Origin of the sequence: Ruegeria jejuensis (genome assembly GCF_041537905.1) — a bacterium.
GTDB lineage: Bacteria > Pseudomonadota > Alphaproteobacteria > Rhodobacterales > Rhodobacteraceae > Ruegeria_C.
In genome coordinates, this window is the sequence record NZ_JBGRUO010000002.1 from 229003 (window position 1) to 245535 (window position 16533).

21 protein-coding genes and 1 pseudogene are annotated in these 16533 nt (G+C 58.8%); 8 read left to right on the forward strand and 14 right to left on the reverse strand.

Annotated elements, in window-relative coordinates:
- The first annotated feature begins 66 nt into the window (after window positions 1-66).
- The 3 genes from AB1E34_RS03670 to AB1E34_RS03680 all read left to right on the forward strand — a co-directional run bounded on the left by AB1E34_RS03670 (window position 67) and on the right by AB1E34_RS03680 (window position 1288).
- Window positions 67-462 (forward strand): helix-turn-helix domain-containing protein, encoded by a 396-nt coding sequence (locus tag AB1E34_RS03670; RefSeq protein ID WP_372570980.1) that lies wholly within the window; start codon window positions 67-69, stop codon window positions 460-462.
- Window positions 459-716, forward strand: a complete 258-nt coding sequence (locus AB1E34_RS03675; protein WP_372570981.1) for a succinate dehydrogenase assembly factor 2 — start codon at window positions 459-461, stop codon at window positions 714-716. Before AB1E34_RS03670 ends, AB1E34_RS03675 begins: the two co-directional genes overlap by 4 nt.
- A 74-nt stretch (window positions 717-790) precedes the next feature.
- On the forward strand, window positions 791-1288 hold the full coding sequence (locus AB1E34_RS03680) for a MarR family winged helix-turn-helix transcriptional regulator (RefSeq protein ID WP_372570982.1): 498 nt from the start codon (window positions 791-793) through the stop codon (window positions 1286-1288).
- On the opposite strand, the gene AB1E34_RS03685 is transcribed toward AB1E34_RS03680, so the two are convergent.
- The 4 genes from AB1E34_RS03685 to AB1E34_RS03700 form a co-directional block, all read right to left on the reverse strand.
- Window positions 1282-2031: a DUF1194 domain-containing protein gene (locus AB1E34_RS03685; RefSeq protein WP_372570983.1), complete on the reverse strand. Its 750-nt coding sequence runs from the start codon at window positions 2029-2031 to the stop codon at window positions 1282-1284. The genes AB1E34_RS03680 and AB1E34_RS03685 overlap by 7 nt on opposite strands.
- Entirely contained in the window at window positions 2028-2456 is a 429-nt protein-coding gene (locus AB1E34_RS03690) for a VOC family protein (protein WP_372570984.1), read from the reverse strand. The genes AB1E34_RS03685 and AB1E34_RS03690 overlap by 4 nt, the downstream gene beginning before the upstream one ends.
- Window positions 2457-2517: 61 nt before the next feature.
- On the reverse strand, window positions 2518-3915 hold the full coding sequence (locus tag AB1E34_RS03695; RefSeq protein WP_372570985.1) for a hypothetical protein: 1398 nt from the start codon (window positions 3913-3915) through the stop codon (window positions 2518-2520).
- Window positions 3916-3943: 28 nt separating this feature from the next.
- On the reverse strand, window positions 3944-4915 hold the full coding sequence (locus tag AB1E34_RS03700) for a hypothetical protein (RefSeq protein ID WP_372570986.1): 972 nt from the start codon (window positions 4913-4915) through the stop codon (window positions 3944-3946).
- A gap of 367 nt (window positions 4916-5282) precedes the next feature.
- On the opposite strand from AB1E34_RS03700, the gene AB1E34_RS03705 reads away from it, so the two are divergent.
- Window positions 5283-6116, forward strand: a complete 834-nt coding sequence (locus AB1E34_RS03705) for a thymidylate synthase (protein ID WP_372570987.1) — start codon at window positions 5283-5285, stop codon at window positions 6114-6116.
- A gap of 3 nt (window positions 6117-6119) precedes the next feature.
- On the forward strand, window positions 6120-6599 hold the full coding sequence (locus AB1E34_RS03710; protein WP_372570988.1) for a dihydrofolate reductase: 480 nt from the start codon (window positions 6120-6122) through the stop codon (window positions 6597-6599).
- A gap of 101 nt (window positions 6600-6700) precedes the next feature.
- Here the strand turns inward: AB1E34_RS03710 and AB1E34_RS03715 are convergent, their stop codons facing one another.
- Entirely contained in the window at window positions 6701-7594 is an 894-nt protein-coding gene (locus tag AB1E34_RS03715) for an AraC family transcriptional regulator (protein WP_372570989.1), read from the reverse strand.
- A gap of 169 nt (window positions 7595-7763) precedes the next feature.
- On the opposite strand from AB1E34_RS03715, the gene AB1E34_RS03720 reads away from it, so the two are divergent.
- Entirely contained in the window at window positions 7764-8714 is a 951-nt protein-coding gene (locus AB1E34_RS03720; protein WP_372570990.1) for an SDR family oxidoreductase, read from the forward strand.
- 329 nt (window positions 8715-9043) lie between these two features.
- Here AB1E34_RS03720 and AB1E34_RS03725 read toward each other — a convergent pair whose 3' ends face one another.
- The 4 genes and pseudogenes from AB1E34_RS03725 to AB1E34_RS03740 form a co-directional block, all read right to left on the reverse strand.
- Entirely contained in the window at window positions 9044-9580 is a 537-nt protein-coding gene (locus AB1E34_RS03725; RefSeq protein WP_372570991.1) for a GFA family protein, read from the reverse strand.
- Window positions 9581-9665: 85 nt separating this feature from the next.
- A complete protein-coding gene (locus AB1E34_RS03730; RefSeq protein WP_372571101.1) occupies window positions 9666-10115 on the reverse strand; it encodes a hypothetical protein in 450 nt (149 codons plus the stop codon).
- Window positions 10116-10196: 81 nt separating this feature from the next.
- Window positions 10197-10465 (reverse strand): annotated as a pseudogene (locus AB1E34_RS03735) (LD-carboxypeptidase); the annotation flags it as partial.
- Window positions 10466-10569: 104 nt separating this feature from the next.
- Entirely contained in the window at window positions 10570-10776 is a 207-nt protein-coding gene (locus AB1E34_RS03740) for a cold-shock protein (RefSeq protein WP_306195452.1), read from the reverse strand.
- A gap of 211 nt (window positions 10777-10987) precedes the next feature.
- Between AB1E34_RS03740 and AB1E34_RS03745 the strand changes: the two genes are divergently transcribed.
- Together AB1E34_RS03745 and AB1E34_RS03750 are read left to right on the forward strand one after the other, a co-directional pair.
- Window positions 10988-11305 carry an arsenate reductase family protein gene (locus AB1E34_RS03745; RefSeq protein WP_372570992.1) on the forward strand — a complete coding sequence of 106 codons (318 nt, stop codon included), beginning with the start codon at window positions 10988-10990 and terminating at the stop codon, window positions 11303-11305.
- Window positions 11306-11346: 41 nt separating this feature from the next.
- Window positions 11347-11715: a hypothetical protein gene (locus AB1E34_RS03750; protein WP_372570993.1), complete on the forward strand. Its 369-nt coding sequence runs from the start codon at window positions 11347-11349 to the stop codon at window positions 11713-11715.
- 3 nt (window positions 11716-11718) lie between these two features.
- Here AB1E34_RS03750 and AB1E34_RS03755 read toward each other — a convergent pair whose 3' ends face one another.
- From AB1E34_RS03755 to thrS, 5 genes are all read right to left on the reverse strand, one after another.
- Entirely contained in the window at window positions 11719-12237 is a 519-nt protein-coding gene (locus tag AB1E34_RS03755) for a DoxX family protein (RefSeq protein WP_372570994.1), read from the reverse strand.
- On the reverse strand, window positions 12234-12995 hold the full coding sequence (locus tag AB1E34_RS03760) for an HvfC/BufC family peptide modification chaperone (protein ID WP_372570995.1): 762 nt from the start codon (window positions 12993-12995) through the stop codon (window positions 12234-12236). Before AB1E34_RS03760 ends, AB1E34_RS03755 begins: the two co-directional genes overlap by 4 nt.
- Window positions 12992-13849 (reverse strand): MNIO family bufferin maturase, encoded by an 858-nt coding sequence (bufB, locus tag AB1E34_RS03765; RefSeq protein WP_372570996.1) that lies wholly within the window; start codon window positions 13847-13849, stop codon window positions 12992-12994. Before bufB ends, AB1E34_RS03760 begins: the two co-directional genes overlap by 4 nt.
- Window positions 13850-13942: 93 nt before the next feature.
- Complete coding sequence (locus AB1E34_RS03770; protein ID WP_306195440.1) at window positions 13943-14251, reverse strand: BufA1 family periplasmic bufferin-type metallophore; 309 nt, start codon at window positions 14249-14251, stop codon at window positions 13943-13945.
- Between the two features lie 222 nt (window positions 14252-14473).
- The gene (gene thrS / locus AB1E34_RS03775; RefSeq protein ID WP_372570997.1) at window positions 14474-16432 is read right to left on the reverse strand and encodes a threonine--tRNA ligase; all 1959 of its coding nucleotides are present in this window, start codon (window positions 16430-16432) and stop codon (window positions 14474-14476) included.
- Window positions 16433-16533 lie beyond the last annotated feature (101 nt).

Below are 16533 nucleotides of genomic sequence, written 5' to 3' on the forward strand. Positions count from 1 at the left end.
GTATCATGGGCGCGACTGTCATAGGGTGCGCCCATCCGGCGATCAAGCGATGAAGGATATGTTCTGATGAACAATGAAGCAAATGATTGGTACGGCCCTGATGCGGCCACCTTCGGGGACCGTGTCGCTGGCGCGCGCGAAGCGACCGGCATGACCCAGACCCAACTGGCGCGTCGCATCGGTGTCAAGAAGGCCACCATCGCCTCGTGGGAGAATGATCTGGCCGAACCGCGTGCCAACAAGCTGTCGATGATGGCGGGGCTGCTGAATGTCTCGATCATGTGGCTGCTGACCGGCGAGGGTGAAGGCATGGACGCACCTGCCGAGGAAGGCGAGACCGATAGCGAGCTGAGCTCTCTGGTGGGCGAGTTGCGCGCAATCCGGGGCGAGATGCGCGGGCTGACCGAACGGGCGGCGCGGCTGGAGAAGAAACTGCGCGGTCTGGCGGAGCTGCGCGCGTGAGCGAGCCCCACGCGCATCGTCTCAAGCGGCTGAAAATGCGCTCGATGCGGCGCGGTATCAAAGAGATGGATCTGATCCTGTCCGCCTATGCCGACGCCAATCTGGCGCAGCTCGATGCGGCGGCGCTGGATCTTTATGACCAGCTTCTGCATGAGAATGATCAGGACCTGTATCAATGGGTCACGGGCCAGGCCAGCGTACCTGCGCCTTATGGTCAGATGATCTCCGAAATCGCGCAAACCTTCCAAAAATAGACGAAAATACCCCTTAACTGATTGTTCGGCTTTTCCGGTCACTCTTGTCGAAAGCAAGCGAGTCGGAGAAACGGATGAGTATCGAAACACAGATCACCAGCGAGGGCGGCAAGGGGTATATGACCACCTACCTCGAAGCGCTCGCGCTTGTGGAACGGCTGCACCGGCTGCTGCTTGATGTGATCAAGGACGAGTTCGAGCGGGTCGGTGTGCTGGAGATCAACGCAGTGCAGGCGTTGCTGTTGTTCAATATCGGTGACAACGAGGTCACGGCGGGGGAACTGAAAAGCCGCGGTTACTATCAGGGCAGCAATGTCAGCTACAACCTCAAGAAACTGGTCGAGATGGGCTATATGCACCACCAGCGCTGCGAGATTGACCGCCGCTCGGTGCGGGTACGCCTGACCCAGCGCGGGCGCGAGATTCGCAATATCGTGGCCGATCTCTTTGCCCGCCATGCGGTGGGATTGCAGCACAAGGGCGTGCTGGGCATGGAGGGGATTGAGGATATTACAAGTTCGCTGCGTCGGGTCGAACGCTACTGGACCGACCAGATCCGCTATATCTACTGAGGGGCAGGGCGGCGAAGCGCCAGGCGATGTGCGGGACGGATCGCGGACATCGCCGGTGCTTCCAATTCGCGTCTGAGCTTGCGCACCATCGCCCGCTCATACTCTTCGAAACCCAGCGCGATTTCGACAAAGGCGCCGGGGCCCAGAATGACCCATGCGCGGTAATAGGCCGATAGCTCGCCGATCTGGCCATATCTTCGATTTTGGCCGAATCTCGGATCGGTGCCAATCAGCAACCCATTGATGGTAAGCCCCTGATCGCTCAGTTCCGCCTGAACGTCGCGGGGATGCGGGCCGAGATTATGCTTGCCGTCGCCGGACAGATTGAGCGTGCGTTTCCTGCAGTCGCCCTGTTGCGCCAGCATGCCCGCTCCGAACCGCATCGCCGCGCCGACAGCTGTGCCGGGGTCCGCCTCCGCGCGTCGAGTGGCGCGCAGTAGTGCGGTGATCTGGTCCAGATCCGTTCGATTGCGAATGTCGCGCCATTCCAGCAGCAGCCTCTGGTCGTTTTCACCGCTCCATTCATAGATCGCGATCCGCACAGGAGCCGCCGGTTGCGCAGTCGTAAGCGCCACCACCTCGGGATGGGCCAGCGCACCCGCCAGCCCATCCAATTGCATCCGGTATTCCTGAGCGTCGACCGAGCCCGAGACATCCAGCCCCAGCGCCAGGGCCTGACGGCATTGGGCTGCGACGCCAGTGGCCGCCAGACAGGCAGCAGCCAGCGCCAGCGCCCGGATCACCAATGGCCGGTATTTTCCATGCTCGCCCAGGGCTCTGCCGCTGGCAGCGACTCGCCTTTTTGCAACAGTTCGACCGAGATATTGTCAGGCGAGCGCACAAAGGCCATATGCCCGTCGCGCGGCGGACGGTTGATCGTCACGCCATTGTCCATCAGGTGCTGGCAGGTCTCGTAAATGTTGTCGACACCATAGGCCAGATGCCCGAAATGGCGGCTGTCGCTGGGCAGTTCGTCATCACCATCCCAGTTGTAGGTCAGCTCGATCGGTGCGTCCTCCTGACCGGGAGGGGCCATGAAGATCAGCGAAAACCGCCCCTGCTCGCTTTCGTAGCGGCGCGTTTCCTTCAGCCCCAGCAAGGCGTAGAAGGCCATCGATTTTTCCAGGTCCTTCACGCGGACCATGGTGTGCAGGTAGGTCAGACTCATCGGCAAACTCCCTTATGTTCGACCCTAGATTAGCGCTAACGCCGCAAAGGGCCAGAGCAAGTCAGAAGGTTGATTCAATTCCCAACGACAGAGAGGTCTCGGAAATGTCATAGCGGCTGTCATTTGAAGACCGCTTACCAGTCCGCAGCCGCAGCACTGGAGCAAATCCTGCATAATCATAGCGGTGAAAGAAAAAGCTGACATCGCCATAGATCGACTTGTCGGTCCGTCCACCCGGCACTTCGATGAACCCGGCTGACACAAACCGGGGATAGTGGGAGTATCCCAGCACCAGCCCTGTATCGATCAACACCGGACCGACCGGTTTGCCAAAGCCATAGGCAATGCGCATCGAGGCGGAATAGAAAGTGCCATTTTCCAGACGCGCCTTGGCGTTGCGCAAAGCCAGGTCCAGCGACAGCCTATCACCGTTTTTCAGCGGTCTGGTCAGATATCCGCCCAGGCCCAGAATATTGGCATCATTAGTTCCGAACCGCTCGGCGAACCGGGTTTCGGCCAGCCCGCCAAATCGAATCTGTGCGCCAGTCGTCAGACGCCAGGTGCGATCGCCGCTGATCCGCGCTAAATTATAGGCCCGTTCGCCGCCCCAATAGGAATAGCCCGTGGCGAAACCGACCGACGCGCTGCCACCGCGTTCCGGTTTTCCAACTGCGAAGAGATGCCGGAAAGACAGTTCGGCAAAGGTCGAATCAAGCTCTGATTCGTCGAATTCGGGGGCCTTATCCTTTGCAGAAGAAGACAGCTTGACCCGCTGTACATAGACACGGCTGCCAAGCGTCGTGCGGCTGTCCCGGGTCTGGCGCAATCGGTAAGTCAGCGCCAGATCGACCGAGGCAAGCAGCCCCGACAAGGCCTGCGCGCCACCACTCAACTGGCCCTGCACCGGCACGCCGTCGATGATCTGCAGTGAAGTGTCGGCGCCGCCATTCACATTGTCTGATGGGCTGAGTTCCCCGCGTAGCCGGAAGGCCCAAGGGTTCACCTGCCGCAGCACCCGATAGTCCTGCGCGATCAGGCGCTCGGATTCGTCATCCGGCGCGTGGATCGCCGTGCGGCGCAGCCAGATTTGCGACAGCGTATATTGCCGCGCCCCCAGCGCCATGCGTGACGCCAGCTGCGCCGCCTGAAACTTGTCCTCTGAACGCTCCGCCAGCCGATAGGATCGGGCGGCGGCCTTGCGCCCTTGGCGCACCTGCCCAAGATCGGCATGGGCGTTGGCCTTCAGATAATGCAGCACCGGGTCTTTCGGACGTGCCTGCAACAGCGCGTCCGAAAGCTTCAGCGCAACAGCGGGCTGGCCGCTGCGCAATGCGCTAAGGGCGAGCGCAAAGCCCTGATCCAGCGTCAATTCCCGGCTTTCTGCTTGCGACAGCGCCGTTTGGGTTTGCACCAACAAGGCAAAGCCCAGAAGCAATCCTAACTTTCGCATGCGGCTCATGAGGGAATCGCCCTATCCCTCAATCGTTTTAGCGCGTCGCCGTGAAGGCGCCATTCTCGAAAATCGTCGGACCCGCCGCGTCGTCCAGCGCCTCGATATGCCCTTGTGCCCGGATAACACCGCCAACGGCTGGCGCGCGTTCGCCGGCAAACGCACCCGCAAAGGAACCAATACCGTTGTCATCAAGGTCGGTGAGCGTTCCTGTGAACGTTCCATCGGACTCAAGCGCGGTGGGTCTGAACCTCATATCATCAAGCGGTGTGCCTGCCGGTAGCGAAATCGGGTTGTCGTCGTTGTCCCGCAAGAGAACCGGGTCTTCAAATTGGCGCCCAGTGATCAGTCCTTCCTGGACTTCGTTGTCGGTAAAATCAGCAGTTACCGAGACATCGCCCGACGTGCGGACGATGCGGCGTATGCCGGGTCCGCCATCCGTGGTCACATTGATGACGCCAGCATAGGTGCCAGTGTATAGCACATTGCCGACGGTTGGGCCGTCTTCGATTGGCACGCCTCCTGTTAGATCCTCATTACGAGGTTTTGAGTAGGTGTTCTCGCGGGCGAAGTTTGCACCGCCAAAAAACGTGCCAGCAAATCCAGAACCTGCCGTCGCAACAAGAACCCCGTCCTGTTCGCGCACCAACACGGTGTAGTGTCTGGTTTCTTCTCCTGGGGTGGTGGATTCAGCCTGCGCGGTGAAGGCCTGGAAGCCTGGGACATCCAACGAGGCGTCACGAGTATATTCCGCCGACAGATCACCGTCGTCAAAGGGCAGGCCGGTTACCTCAAGCGTTGCGGGATCGCCCGTTGCGGGATTGCCGGGGTTGTAGATGACGGAATCAAGCCTGTCGGCAATGTTGTCGGGGGCGATGAAACCCGTTGGGCCAGTTTCGCCACCGTCTGCCCCGCCACCGCCATTGTCCGTACCGTCCTCGGTGAACACGCCCGAACCGCATGCGGATACCAAAGACAGCGCCGTTACCGCCAGCAAATACCGCTTCATCGCCTCAACCTCGAGATTTTTTCTTTGCTTGCCGGAAAATCTTTCACGGGCACGCGAAAGTCAATCACGTTGAAACACCAAAGCGCGAATTGTGATATTAATGAAGGCCCCGATATTGCGGTTCACCCTTTGGATTTGTCCAGATATAGTCTCCGCAAGGAGATTCTGAGCGTCCTTTGGGAGGGGACACGATCATGTCGCCGTCGACCGAGCAATTGGCGGAGATCAAAGAGCAGCGCGGGCAGGTCGCTCTGACCCGGCGAATGGTGTCCCAAGGGCTGGAAGAGTGAGCGACCATGTGATTGCACCATGATATTAGCTTCGGGCCGATGACGTCCGAGCTGTGGAAAGAAAGACGAGGGCAAAGTTGAAGCAGTATCTTGATGCATTGAGCACCATTTTGGAATCTGGTGAGGAATCAACTGACCGCACGGGTACGGGCACACTCTCGTTATTCGGCATGCAGTCGCGTTATCGGCTCGCGGACGGTTTTCCTTTGGTAACAACCAAGAAACTACATTTGCGCTCGATCATTCATGAACTTCTATGGTTCTTGGCTGGCGACACCAATATCCGATATCTGAACGATAATGGGGTCACGATCTGGGACGAATGGGCTGACGAAAATGGGGACCTTGGCCCTGTATATGGCCATCAATGGCGCGCTTTCCCCACGCTGCAACCGACCGGGCAGATGAGCGATGGCGAACCCCTCTATGTTGGGAAGGGGGTCGACCAGATCACGCAGCTCGTCGAAGCGATAAAGGCCACGCCTGATAGTCGCCGCCTGATTGTCTCCGCTTGGAATCCAGGAGATGTCCCGCGCATGGCGCTCCCCCCTTGCCATACAATGTGGCAAGTTCGGGTCTTGAACGGTCGCATGCACCTTCAGCTCTATCAGCGCTCAGCCGACATGTTCCTCGGTGTTCCGTTTAACATTGCCTCTTATGCGCTACTTCTCGTGATGCTTGCGCATGTTACGGGCTATGAGGCGGGGGATTTTGTGCACACCATTGGCGATGCCCACATATATTCCAACCATATGGATCAGGTGAAATTGCAGCTTACGCGCACGCCGAAGGCGTTGCCAACGATCCGGATCAAGCGCGATGTGTCGTCCATCTTTGATTTCCGCTACGAGGACTTTGAGATCGTTGGCTACGATCCCGACCCCGCGATCCGCGCGCCAGTGGCGGTCTAGGCGATGATAACATTGATCGTTGCGCGCGCCGAAGACGGAGCAATCGGCCGAAACGGCGAGATCCCATGGCATCTGCCCGAGGATTTGAAGTCATTCCAGCGTGAAACGCTTGGCGGCGCGCTGATCATGGGACGTAACACTTGGGAAAGCCTTCCGATAAAGCCGCTGCCAAAGCGTCTGAACATAGTTGTCTCTTCACAATCTGATGCTGCGGAGGTTGTGGCGCCTTCCGTGACCGCGGCCATCCAGATCGCTTCCGATAAGGGATATGACCGAATCTATGGCATCGGCGGAGCACGGATTTACCAAGAGATGATCCCGCTTGCGCAAAGGTTGATGATTTCCGAAGTCGAAATTCAGATTCAAGATGCCGATACGTTTTTTCCGAGTTTTGACCTGGCTTCCTGGGATTTGATCAATGAAAGGTCACTGCGGGCGTTCGGACCAAGATGCTATTTGCACGAGTATCTAAGGCGTGGTTAGTGAGTTGCTCCCCTGAAAGTCCCCGACTTGAGGTTAGCCTGTTCTCCAACTGAGAAGACAGACGATGAAGAGAAGCCGTTTCTCCGACCGCTAGCACCGCTTCAAGATATTCCCATCGGAAGCTTCTGAGCCTTGACCCACTGCCTTGGCGACTGCCCATACATGATTTTGAACTCACGGCTGAACTGGGACGGGCTAACGTAGCCTACCTCCATCGCCGCTTCATTGATCGTCATGCCTGCTGCAATCTTCATCGCGGCGTTGTTCAGGCGCATCGATTTGACGAATTGGATCGGGGCCATCGTCGTGACCTGCTTGAACTTGCGGTGAAAGACAGCTCGGCTCATGCCTGCGCGGGTTGCCATGTCATCGATCGAGATCGGTGCATCCAGATTTGACGACATATGTGCGATGGAACGGGCGATGGCGTTGCCAGCACCGAAGGCCTGCCTGGCAAAGATGCCCGCGTCGCCCTTCAGGATCGCGTAATACAACTCTCTAAGCCGCGCCTCACCCAGAACCGCTGTATCCGTCTGGCTGGCTCCAAGCTGCAACAGCCGCAGCAGCGCATCGGTGAAGCCGTGATCCCATCTCGCAAGTCTGATCCCTTGTTTCCGTAATGCTCCTTTGACGTTAGGCAGGACGCCTCCGGCATCCTCCATCTCCATGGCCAACTCCATCATCACGCGCTGGTCCAGCGAGATCAGCACACCGTAGAGAGGGGAGGTAGGCGAGGCGGAGGGTGTCCCGGCTTTGACGGGCATCGACATCGGGCAGCACAGGTACTGACTGTCATCGTAGAAATATCTGTGACCATCCAGAACCGCTTCCTTTGCTCCGCTTACGATGGCCACGACGCAGGGTTCATAGACGGCTGGGGCACACGGAATTGCTTGCGTGGCCCGGAACAGGCGCACGCCCTTGATGCCTGTATCCGTCAGGCCATCCCTATCGGTTCGGCCTGCGATAAGTTGCTTGATCTGGTCTATTCCCATGCCGGAAATCTAAGAGCCTCAGATCAGCTTTGACAACTATATTGATACAATCAGGCAAGTAATCGCGACTAATCCGTTTGTTTCTGAGCGCATACGAGATTTATCTGCATTTCCAGCGCAGTTACATAAATCGCGCGGCCCCTGTGCAGGAGTCAAACGGAGCGAGACAATGCCGGATACAACATTTGGACCCAAGGGTTGGACGCCAGATCGCCTCGGTGACCTGATGGGCAAAACCTACCTCATCACCGGTGCCAACGCAGGCGCGGGCTTTCAGGCAGCGCGCACGCTGCTCAACAAAGGCGCAAAGGTAGTGATGTTGAACCGCTCGGCCGAGAAGTCTCAAGCCGCCGTCGCGAAACTGAAAAATGAGTTCGGTAGCAACGCCGAGGTGAGCTTTTTCCGCATGGACCTTGCCTCTCTCGCCAGCGTGCGCGAAGCCGTGCCCGAGATATTGAAGACTGGACAGCGCATCGACGCCCTCCTTTGCAACGCTGCAATCGCGCAGGTGCCTAAGCAAAAGCTCACCGTGCACGGTCACGAAAGTATGTTGGGAACGAACCACTATGGCCACTTTCTGCTGTGTGGGCTGCTCTTCGAGCGGATCGAAAGGTCGAAGGGCCGGATCGTGGTTGTTAGCAGCCTTGGTTACGATATGGGGATCAAGACCATCCAGTTCGACGACATGAACTGGGACAAGAATTATCACCAGAACCGCACCTACGCGCAAAGCAAGCTGGCGCAGATGATGTTCGCCTATGAATTACAGGATCGGCTGGCTGCGGCAGGCAGAACAGACGTCGAGGTTTACGTTTGCCACCCCGGCGCGTCACGGACATCGCTCATCACGACCAGCGGCAACCTGGCGACGCGGATCATGTTTGGGATCATGTCATTGTCGCCGATGGTGCAATCAGCAGAGAAAGGCTCTTGGCCGGAAGTGATGTGCGCCACCGAAGACGGGCTGGAGCAGCGGGCGCTCTACGGCCCAACAGGCCGCGCGGAATTCGTCGGCCCGGTTGGCAAGGGAACGCTACATCCCCACGCCTATGACAAACCCGTCATGGTCAAGCTGTGGGAGGTGTCAGAAGAAGCGACAGGGTTCAATTGGGCGCTTTGACCTAACCAGGCGCGAGGCGTCTGCCGGTGTACCGCTGCAATGGCGGACATTCGCGTGCAACGCAGCATGATACAATATGGGGCTTACAGCAAACATGCGGCGTCGCTGCATGACCGAGAAATCACTATGCAGCGCCAGAGGTCGGCAGTGCGCGATATTACTGCCGTTAACCGGAATATACATGAGGTCTGCTCTTTAGCCGGACCAATCTTGGCTGTTAACTTCTCCATCCGGGCATGCAGGCAGCAACGGTCGAGAACATCCAGCCATCGTCGGTTCGTCGAGCAACATAGTGCCCCTCTACCGCCTCGATTAACGATCCGTCCTTTCTAGGGCTTCTGGTGCGAAATTACTTTGGCATTCCACGCATCGTTTCCTGCAACCGTCTTGTCGTCCGGTTCCGGTAGGTCGCCAATTCCGTCGGAAAAAGAGCAAGCGTAGCGATGGTTGATCTGTAATGTCGGCGGCGCAATCTCAGGATCGTCAAGTGAACCGGTTGCTATTTCGACTAGGCCATCGTCAAAATTCTCCAAGCTCAAAGGCGTCCCGCAATTCCCGCAAAACCCACGCTTGCTCAGGTTGGAACTTGCGAAATAGCGCGGTTGGCCATTCATCCAAACCAAGCCTTCTACGACGACAAGGGAAGCAAAAAATGAGCCGAATGCCCGCTGACACATCCGGCAATGGCAGACAGATGAGCGGCCAAGAGAAGCGGCGCGGTAACGCACCGCTCCGCATTGACATCCGCCGACGATCTCACTTGATTTTACCATCTTCGAAGAGTCTGTGATTGAAGCTGGCAAGTCCATAGGAAACCCGCCCGGTGTCGAGCTAAGGAAAGCAGCCGTTTGGTTGTAACGCGGCATCGCTCAAGATGGGCTCTCTGATACGATTTTCTGCATCCTGCCCGAATAACGGTTTCCGGGTTTGCATTTACGGCGCCTCTCTCTTTCAGTTAAACTGCTTCAGCCTTCCGGTGCCCGCGTCGATTAGTGTTTCAGCGCCGAGCACGACGGAGCGTGTGTCCGGGTCGTGACCAATGGGAAGTCCGCCAAGGATCGGCACGTCAAACTTTTCCAGGTGTCGGCGCAGCAATCCGGTTGCATCAATCGGCGGATTGGGTGGCGTCCCGTTGATGTGGCCGATTGCGATACCCGCGATACCATCGAGGTGACCTGCTCTGACCAGCATGGTCAGATCCCGGTCGAATTGGCCCATGGCGATCCCGTTGGACTCGATCAGCAGTATTGCACCACGCAAGGAAGGGAGCGCCCACCCGGCGGCGGTGGCCAACATCGTAAGGCTGCCACCGATAAGCGGGCCACGGGCTTGCCGCTCGCTCGTCAACGCCGCAGATTGAATAGCGGGATCGGAGGCGAGCATGATCGGCCCGTTGTCCATGAAAGCTGAACGCAGGGAACGCGCTGCGATATCGCTGAAGGCGATCAGCGGCTTACGGTCACGCGCGATTGCGTCGAAAGGCAGGCGATGAGCAATGCGGTAGGACCTCTTGCCGCCTCGCGTCGCAAAAATCGCGCGCACTTCGGGATCGAAAAGGCTTCCGTGAGGTCGGCCAGGCGGGCTTCGTCCGTACCGGCGAGATATCCCACCTTGTCGAAGGCATGCGGCGCGATATCGACCCGCAAGCTCCAATTCCGCAGGATTTCAGCGCGCCGGTCTATCGCGTCAGACTCCGGGCTGCTGGCTGGGGAAACGAAGCGCACGAGATCGCCCGGTTGAAGCAACGGCATGGATGAGTTTGCTATCGGACGCTTATTTGGCGGAGCTACGGTTCGTATCGACAGCTTGCCGCGAGGGCGGTACCCCGTCTAATTCCGGGGCACCGCAGAGAGCCTTATGTGGCCTTGAGGTCTCCGGCCATCTGACGTCCGTCGCGGCCGTCGATAAGCTCATACGAGATCTTTTGATTGTCGGCGAGGCCGGTCATTCCCGAGCGCTCGACCGCCGAGATATGAACAAACACATCCTTGCCCCCGTCATCGGGGGCGATAAAGCCGTAGCCTTTGGTTGAATTGAACCACTTCACGGTGCCGGTCGGCATGTCCCGTGTCTCCTTCTGAACTTCCACGTGACCCCTAAATTGGCGGGGAGGTCGACAGCACAGCCGCAAACCCGGCTACCAAGCCACTGGCGAAGGCATCGCGTTTGGGTTGCACCGGCTACAAGATTGCACGGTGCCCTCAAAAATCAAGGAAAAGGGGATGTATCGCGACCAAATGCCGGATATTTGCTCTTAACAACAAGGAGATGGCATGAAACTCTACGGTCTGAAAACCTGCGATACCTGTCGTAAGGCACTGAAATCGCTTCCGGATGCTGAATTTATCGATGTTCGCGAAAGCGGTATCTCAGAGGCAGTATTAGCCCGCGCATTGGCGGATTTTGGCGCGGCGCTGGTCAATACGCGCTCGACCACATGGCGGCAACTGGATGCCGCCGAGCGTGAAAAGCCGCAGCTGCACCTGCTGCAGACATACCCGACGCTGATGAAGCGTCCGCTGATTGCGCGGGGCGATGAACTGTTCCTCGGCTGGAGCGCTGAGACACGCGCGGCCCTTGGCGTGGCGTGAGAGCGTTCCTATCTGCTCAGAACCGCAACAGGAGGTGACGCATGCGCAGTGCCGCATCGGTATTGGGAATAATCGCCGGGGTGATCGGAATGATCGTCGGCTTTTTCAGCTTTGGCTATGTCGAGGCGGTGCGCCATTTCGGCGAGGTCGACGGGCTGTTCAATCAGGTCACCAATACCCAACTGATCCAGACCATGTCCATCGTCGCCCCCTTGCTGGCTATTGCCGGTGGCGCCATGGCGCGGGCGCGGGCGCTTTGGGGCGGGATCCTGCTGCTGGTCTCAGCAGCAGGAATGTATCACGCCTTTGGGTTCAATGCGTTCACCATGTTCCCGATTGCCTTTGCCGGTGTGGCCGGGTTGCTGGCCGTGACGGCGGGCAAACCCGATGAACCCAAAGCGCATTTCTGAGCCCTAGCGCAGGCGCAGCAAGCGGTCGATCGACAGCGGGCCGGGGCCTTTGATCGCGATGACAAGGAACAGGAAGGTCCACATCACGCGCTGATCGGCCAGCGTGATGGCATTGTCGAAAAGCCCGCCAAAGGGAATATTGTGGCCGTTCACATCCACAAGTGTCTGCACCCATATGAACCCGATCATGCCCAGCGCCGCCACGCGGGTCAGCAGGCCGACAAGCAGCAGGGCGGGCAGGACAAACTCGGCAACCGTGCCAAAGAAGATCACGATCCGCTGGAAAAAGGTGATTTTGCTGATGTCATAGAGAACGGCCTCAGCCGCATGCGGGAACATCTGGCCAAACGCGCCCGCTGACGGAGAAAAGATCGATCCGTCGATCTTCAGCGAGGCCGAGTTCCAGTAATAGACAAGGAAAATGGCGATAAAAACCAGACGCGCAAGTGTTGGGATCACGATTTCCGAGGGTCTGTCCAACCTGTCGAAAATATCATTGTAAAGCGTTATCAGGGCAGTCATCTGTCCAGCCTTTCCGTATTCAGAGTGGTAATGGCGCCGCCCTGCAACAGCAGGGCGAGCGTGGCGCCGAGGTCGAAATCGGGATGCGCGGCAAGAGCCGTCTCATGGGCCGCGCCGATGGTTTGCCCCGCTTGCAGGGCTGCGATCCAGTCCGCGCCGCCGGGGGGGAGCAATTGCGGGGTCGGATCGAATTCGGCGCGGGTGATCAATGTGTCCTGGGCCTGTGGTTCCGGTGGCGGGGCGTCCGCCTCGGTGTTGAAACGCCAGATCGCGTGGACCGGCCAGGGCGAGCGCAACACCTCCATCGCCGGGGCAAATTCCACGGTTGCCGCCATCAGCGTTTCCGGCTCGATGGCCAGCGCCTGCGGGTCGATTCCGGTGCTGTCAGCGGCGTGATAGGATCGGCGCAGCGCCAGTTCCAGCCGCGCCACATCCGGCAGATAACCCAGGTGCGAGAGCTGTTCCATACCTGCCAGAAATTCGGGAAACTCATCACCGTAGAACATCATCAGCGGTGAGGAGGGAGGATGGCGACGCAGGAACAAACCCGCCAGACCGTCCATGTTCTGCGGTCCCAGTAACTTGGTGATGACGGGAAACGCCTGATGCATCGCCTCGGTCAACGACACGGCAACATTGTTGCGATAGACGCTGAAACGGCGACCTGCGGGGCGTGTTTCGGCATCAAACAGTCCATCCGGAACCGGTTGCGCCGGGTCCAGCAGCGCGGTGTGAAAGGCGGATTGGCTGACGCTCATGCCGGGATACGCTCCAGCGCGGCATGGGCGCGTGCGGCTTCGGTCTGCAAGACAGGCCAGTCTGGCACATCGGTGTCCCATTCGACCAGAACGGGCTTTGGACCGGAGCGTTCCAGCACATAGTCCAGCAGTGCCCAGACCGGGTCAACCACCTCGCGCCCGTGGCTGTCGATCAGCAACGGGTGGCCGTGGTCATCCTCATCCTCATCATGGCCGCCCAGGTGGATTTCGCCCACTTTTTCAAGCGGGTAGGCGTCGATATATTCCTGCGGCGAGAAATCCAGATTGGTGGCCGAGACAAAGACGTTGTTCACATCCAGCAGCAATCCGCAGCCGGTGCGCCGGGCGACCTCGCGCAGGAAATCGGGCTCGGACCAGGTGCTTTCGGCAAAGGCCAGATAGCTGGAGGGGTTTTCCAGCAGCATGGGACGGCCCAGAACCTCCTGCACCTGATCGATATGGGCGCAGATGCGGGCGAGCGTTGCATCAGTATAGGGCAGCGGCAGAAGGTCGTTCAGGAAGTGGCTGTCATGAGTCGACCAGGCCAGATGTTCAGAAAAGCTGGCTGGGTTCAGCCAGCCGACAAGATGCTTGAGCCGGGCCAGATGATCGGTATCCAGCGGCGTCTCGCCCCCGATCGACAGGCCAACGCCATGCACCGAGATCGGAAATTGTTCTGAAAGGTGGCGAAGCTGCGCCAGCGGTCGCCCGCCATCGCCCATATAGTTCTCGGCATGGATTTCTAACCAGCCGACCGGCGCGGGGTCATCCAGGATCTGCGCGAAATGCTGGGGTTTATATCCGACGCCCGCAGCAAAAGGCAGGCGGTTCGATCTCAGCGAATTGTCCAGCATCTGGGCATCCTCCGCCTGTCCATGAATGAGCCGATCAATGAAAAAGGGGCGAGCGGTGGTATGACGCCCGCCCCTCGGCATTCAACATATGGCTTATGCCGGCAGGTCGCGATCCAGCGGCTCAAGCGAGCCGGTACGTGCGCTGCCATCCGCAGTTTTGGGCAGTTCGATCTTGTCGCAGGTGCCTGCATCGACCAGCGTCCAGGCGTTGCCCTGATAATCGACAGTCGACGTACCGGCGCATGTGGTGCCCGGACCGGCGGCGCAGTCATTCTGGCCAGCCAGCGACACGCCATAGCACTTTTCCTTGGCTTGCGCATGCGCGGCAGTGGTGGTGACCGTGGCAGTCAGTGCGGCAGCGACCGCACCGGCAACTGCAAGGGTTTTTGCGGAGTTCGACATCTCGTTAAATCCTCTTTCGGTGATTTCACTCGTCTGGGGTGACGACTAGAACATAGCTATTTGGCTGCGAGCATTGAACTCACGAGGCCGTGCCTCACGGTCCCGTCAGACAATGTCATTGAAAGCCTACCCCTAACACCGTGTAAATCAAGGAAATCCGGGCGAAAAACAAAGAACCGGCCCCGCAGGAGGGCCGGTTCCTACGCGTGATTTTGCCGATTGTTACAATTGATCTGGCGGGGTTGCCGCGCGTTTGAGCTCAATTGTTACATCCGAAAGCGGCTGCACGCTGGTCTTTTTCTCGCCCAGACGACGAACACTGACGGTGCGCTCCTCGACCTCGCGGTGACCGATGGCCAGAATGACCGGTACCTTGCCGACCGAATGCTCGCGGACCTTGTAGTTGATCTTTTCATTGCGGATGTCGGCTTCGGCCCTCACGCCAGCGGCGCGCAGTTCGGCCACGACCTCGTTCACATAGGCATCCGCCTCGGAGGTGATTGAGGCCACGACCACCTGACGCGGGGCCAGCCAGAAGGGCAGCTTGCCTGCATGTTCCTCGATCAGGATGCCGATGAAGCGTTCGAACGAGCCAAGGCAGGCGCGGTGCAGCATATAGGGGCGCTGCTTGGAGCCATCGGCGGCGACATAAGTCGCGCCCAACCGTTCCGGCAGGTTCGGGTCAACCTGGAAGGTGCCGCATTGCCAGACCCGTCCGATCGCGTCGGTCAGATAGAAATCCAGCTTGGGCCCGTAGAACGCCCCATCGCCCGGTTCCAGCGTAAACTCACGCCCCGTCGCCTTGATCGCACCTTCCAGCGCGCCTTCGACGTGATCCCAGCTTTCATCGCTGCCGACGCGCTTTTCGGGACGGGTGGCGAATTTGATCTCGAACTTCTCAAAGCCGAGGTCCTTGTAGACATCGGCGAGGAAGTTGATGAACTTCGCGCATTCGTCCTGAATCTGATCTTCGGTACAGAAGATATGGGCATCGTCCTGAGTAAACCCACGCACGCGCATGATCCCATGCAATGCGCCCGAGGGCTCATAGCGCGAGCACGAGCCGAACTCGGCCAGCCGCAGCGGCAGATCGCGATAGGATTTCAGGCCCTGATTGAACACCTGTACATGGCAGGGGCAGTTCATCGGTTTGAGCGCGTTGACTGCCTTTTCCTTGGCATGTTCTTCCTCGACCTCGACGATGAACATGTGCTCCTGGTACTTGTCCCAGTGGCCCGAGGCCTCCCACAGTTTGCGGTCGACGATCTGGGGCGTATTGATCTCGTTATAGCCGCCCGCGCGCTGTTTGCGGCGCATGTAATCCTGCAGGCTGGTGTAGATCGTCCAGCCATTGGGGTGCCAGAAGATCTGGCCCGGCGCCTCTTCCTGCATGTGAAACAGGTTCATCTCGCGACCCAGCTTGCGGTGGTCGCGCTTGGCGGCCTCTTCCAGCATGTGCAGATGCGCTTTGAGCTTTTCCTTGCCGGTGAAGGCCACGCCATAGATACGCTGCAACATGGCGCGGCTGCTGTCGCCGCGCCAGTATGCGCCCGCAATAGACATCAGCTTGAAGGAGTCACCGGGCACCTGTCCCGTATGTTGCAGGTGTGGGCCGCGGCAGAGGTCTTGCCAATCGCCGTGCCAGTACATGCGCAGCGGCTCGTCGCCCGGGATGGCGTCGATCAGTTCGACCTTATAGGGCTCGTTGTTGTCGGTGTAGTGCTGCACGGCCTTAGCGCGATCCCAGACCTCGGTCGTGACGGGCTCGCGCTTGTTGATGATCTCTTTCATCTTCTTTTCGATCGCGCCCAGGTCTTCGGGGGTGAAGGGCTCTGCGCGGTCGAAATCATAATACCAGCCGTTTTCAATGACCGGTCCGATGGTGACTTTGGTGTCGGGCCAGATCTCCTGCACCGCCCGCGCCATGATATGGGCGAGGTCGTGGCGGATCAGCTCGTTGGCCTGATCCTCGTCCTTCATGGTGTGAATGGCGATCTGCGCGTCAGCCTCGATGGGCCATTGCAGGTCCCAGTGCTGGCCGTTCACCGTGGCCGAGATGGCCTTTTTGGCCAGCGAGGTCGATATATCGGCCGCGACCTGCGCCGGGGTGACGCCCGCGTCATAAGATCGTGCATTGCCATCGGGAAAGGTAAGAGAGACGGATTTTGAATCCAGGGCCATGATCTGGCTCTCCTCGTCGGTTTGGCGCCCACTGAACGCCCGGTTGCGGGTTATGTGTCGGGCTGATTTGGCAGGGGTTTTGGCCCATGTCAAGCATGCGC

Bases quoted from the DNA above. Each gene is read 5' to 3' on its own strand.
- AB1E34_RS03670 (WP_372570980.1), top strand. From the start codon at position 67: ATGAACAATGAAGCAAATGATTGGTACGGCCCTGATGCGGCCACCTTC.
- AB1E34_RS03680 (WP_372570982.1), top strand. From the start codon at position 791: ATGAGTATCGAAACACAGATCACCAGCGAGGGCGGCAAGGGGTATATG.
- AB1E34_RS03690 (WP_372570984.1), bottom strand. From the start codon at position 2,456: ATGAGTCTGACCTACCTGCACACCATGGTCCGCGTGAAGGACCTGGAA.
- AB1E34_RS03695 (WP_372570985.1), bottom strand. From the start codon at position 3,915: ATGAGCCGCATGCGAAAGTTAGGATTGCTTCTGGGCTTTGCCTTGTTG.
- AB1E34_RS03700 (WP_372570986.1), bottom strand. From the start codon at position 4,915: ATGAAGCGGTATTTGCTGGCGGTAACGGCGCTGTCTTTGGTATCCGCA.
- AB1E34_RS03710 (WP_372570988.1), top strand. From the start codon at position 6,120: ATGATAACATTGATCGTTGCGCGCGCCGAAGACGGAGCAATCGGCCGA.
- AB1E34_RS03715 (WP_372570989.1), bottom strand. From the start codon at position 7,594: ATGGGAATAGACCAGATCAAGCAACTTATCGCAGGCCGAACCGATAGG.
- AB1E34_RS03720 (WP_372570990.1), top strand. From the start codon at position 7,764: ATGCCGGATACAACATTTGGACCCAAGGGTTGGACGCCAGATCGCCTC.
- AB1E34_RS03725 (WP_372570991.1), bottom strand. From the start codon at position 9,580: ATGCCGCGTTACAACCAAACGGCTGCTTTCCTTAGCTCGACACCGGGC.
- AB1E34_RS03730 (WP_372571101.1), bottom strand. From the start codon at position 10,115: ATGGACAACGGGCCGATCATGCTCGCCTCCGATCCCGCTATTCAATCT.
- AB1E34_RS03740 (WP_306195452.1), bottom strand. From the start codon at position 10,776: ATGCCGACCGGCACCGTGAAGTGGTTCAATTCAACCAAAGGCTACGGC.
- AB1E34_RS03745 (WP_372570992.1), top strand. From the start codon at position 10,988: ATGAAACTCTACGGTCTGAAAACCTGCGATACCTGTCGTAAGGCACTG.
- AB1E34_RS03750 (WP_372570993.1), top strand. From the start codon at position 11,347: ATGCGCAGTGCCGCATCGGTATTGGGAATAATCGCCGGGGTGATCGGA.
- AB1E34_RS03755 (WP_372570994.1), bottom strand. From the start codon at position 12,237: ATGACTGCCCTGATAACGCTTTACAATGATATTTTCGACAGGTTGGAC.
- AB1E34_RS03760 (WP_372570995.1), bottom strand. From the start codon at position 12,995: ATGAGCGTCAGCCAATCCGCCTTTCACACCGCGCTGCTGGACCCGGCG.
- bufB (WP_372570996.1), bottom strand. From the start codon at position 13,849: ATGCTGGACAATTCGCTGAGATCGAACCGCCTGCCTTTTGCTGCGGGC.
- AB1E34_RS03770 (WP_306195440.1), bottom strand. From the start codon at position 14,251: ATGTCGAACTCCGCAAAAACCCTTGCAGTTGCCGGTGCGGTCGCTGCC.
- thrS (WP_372570997.1), bottom strand. From the start codon at position 16,432: ATGGCCCTGGATTCAAAATCCGTCTCTCTTACCTTTCCCGATGGCAAT.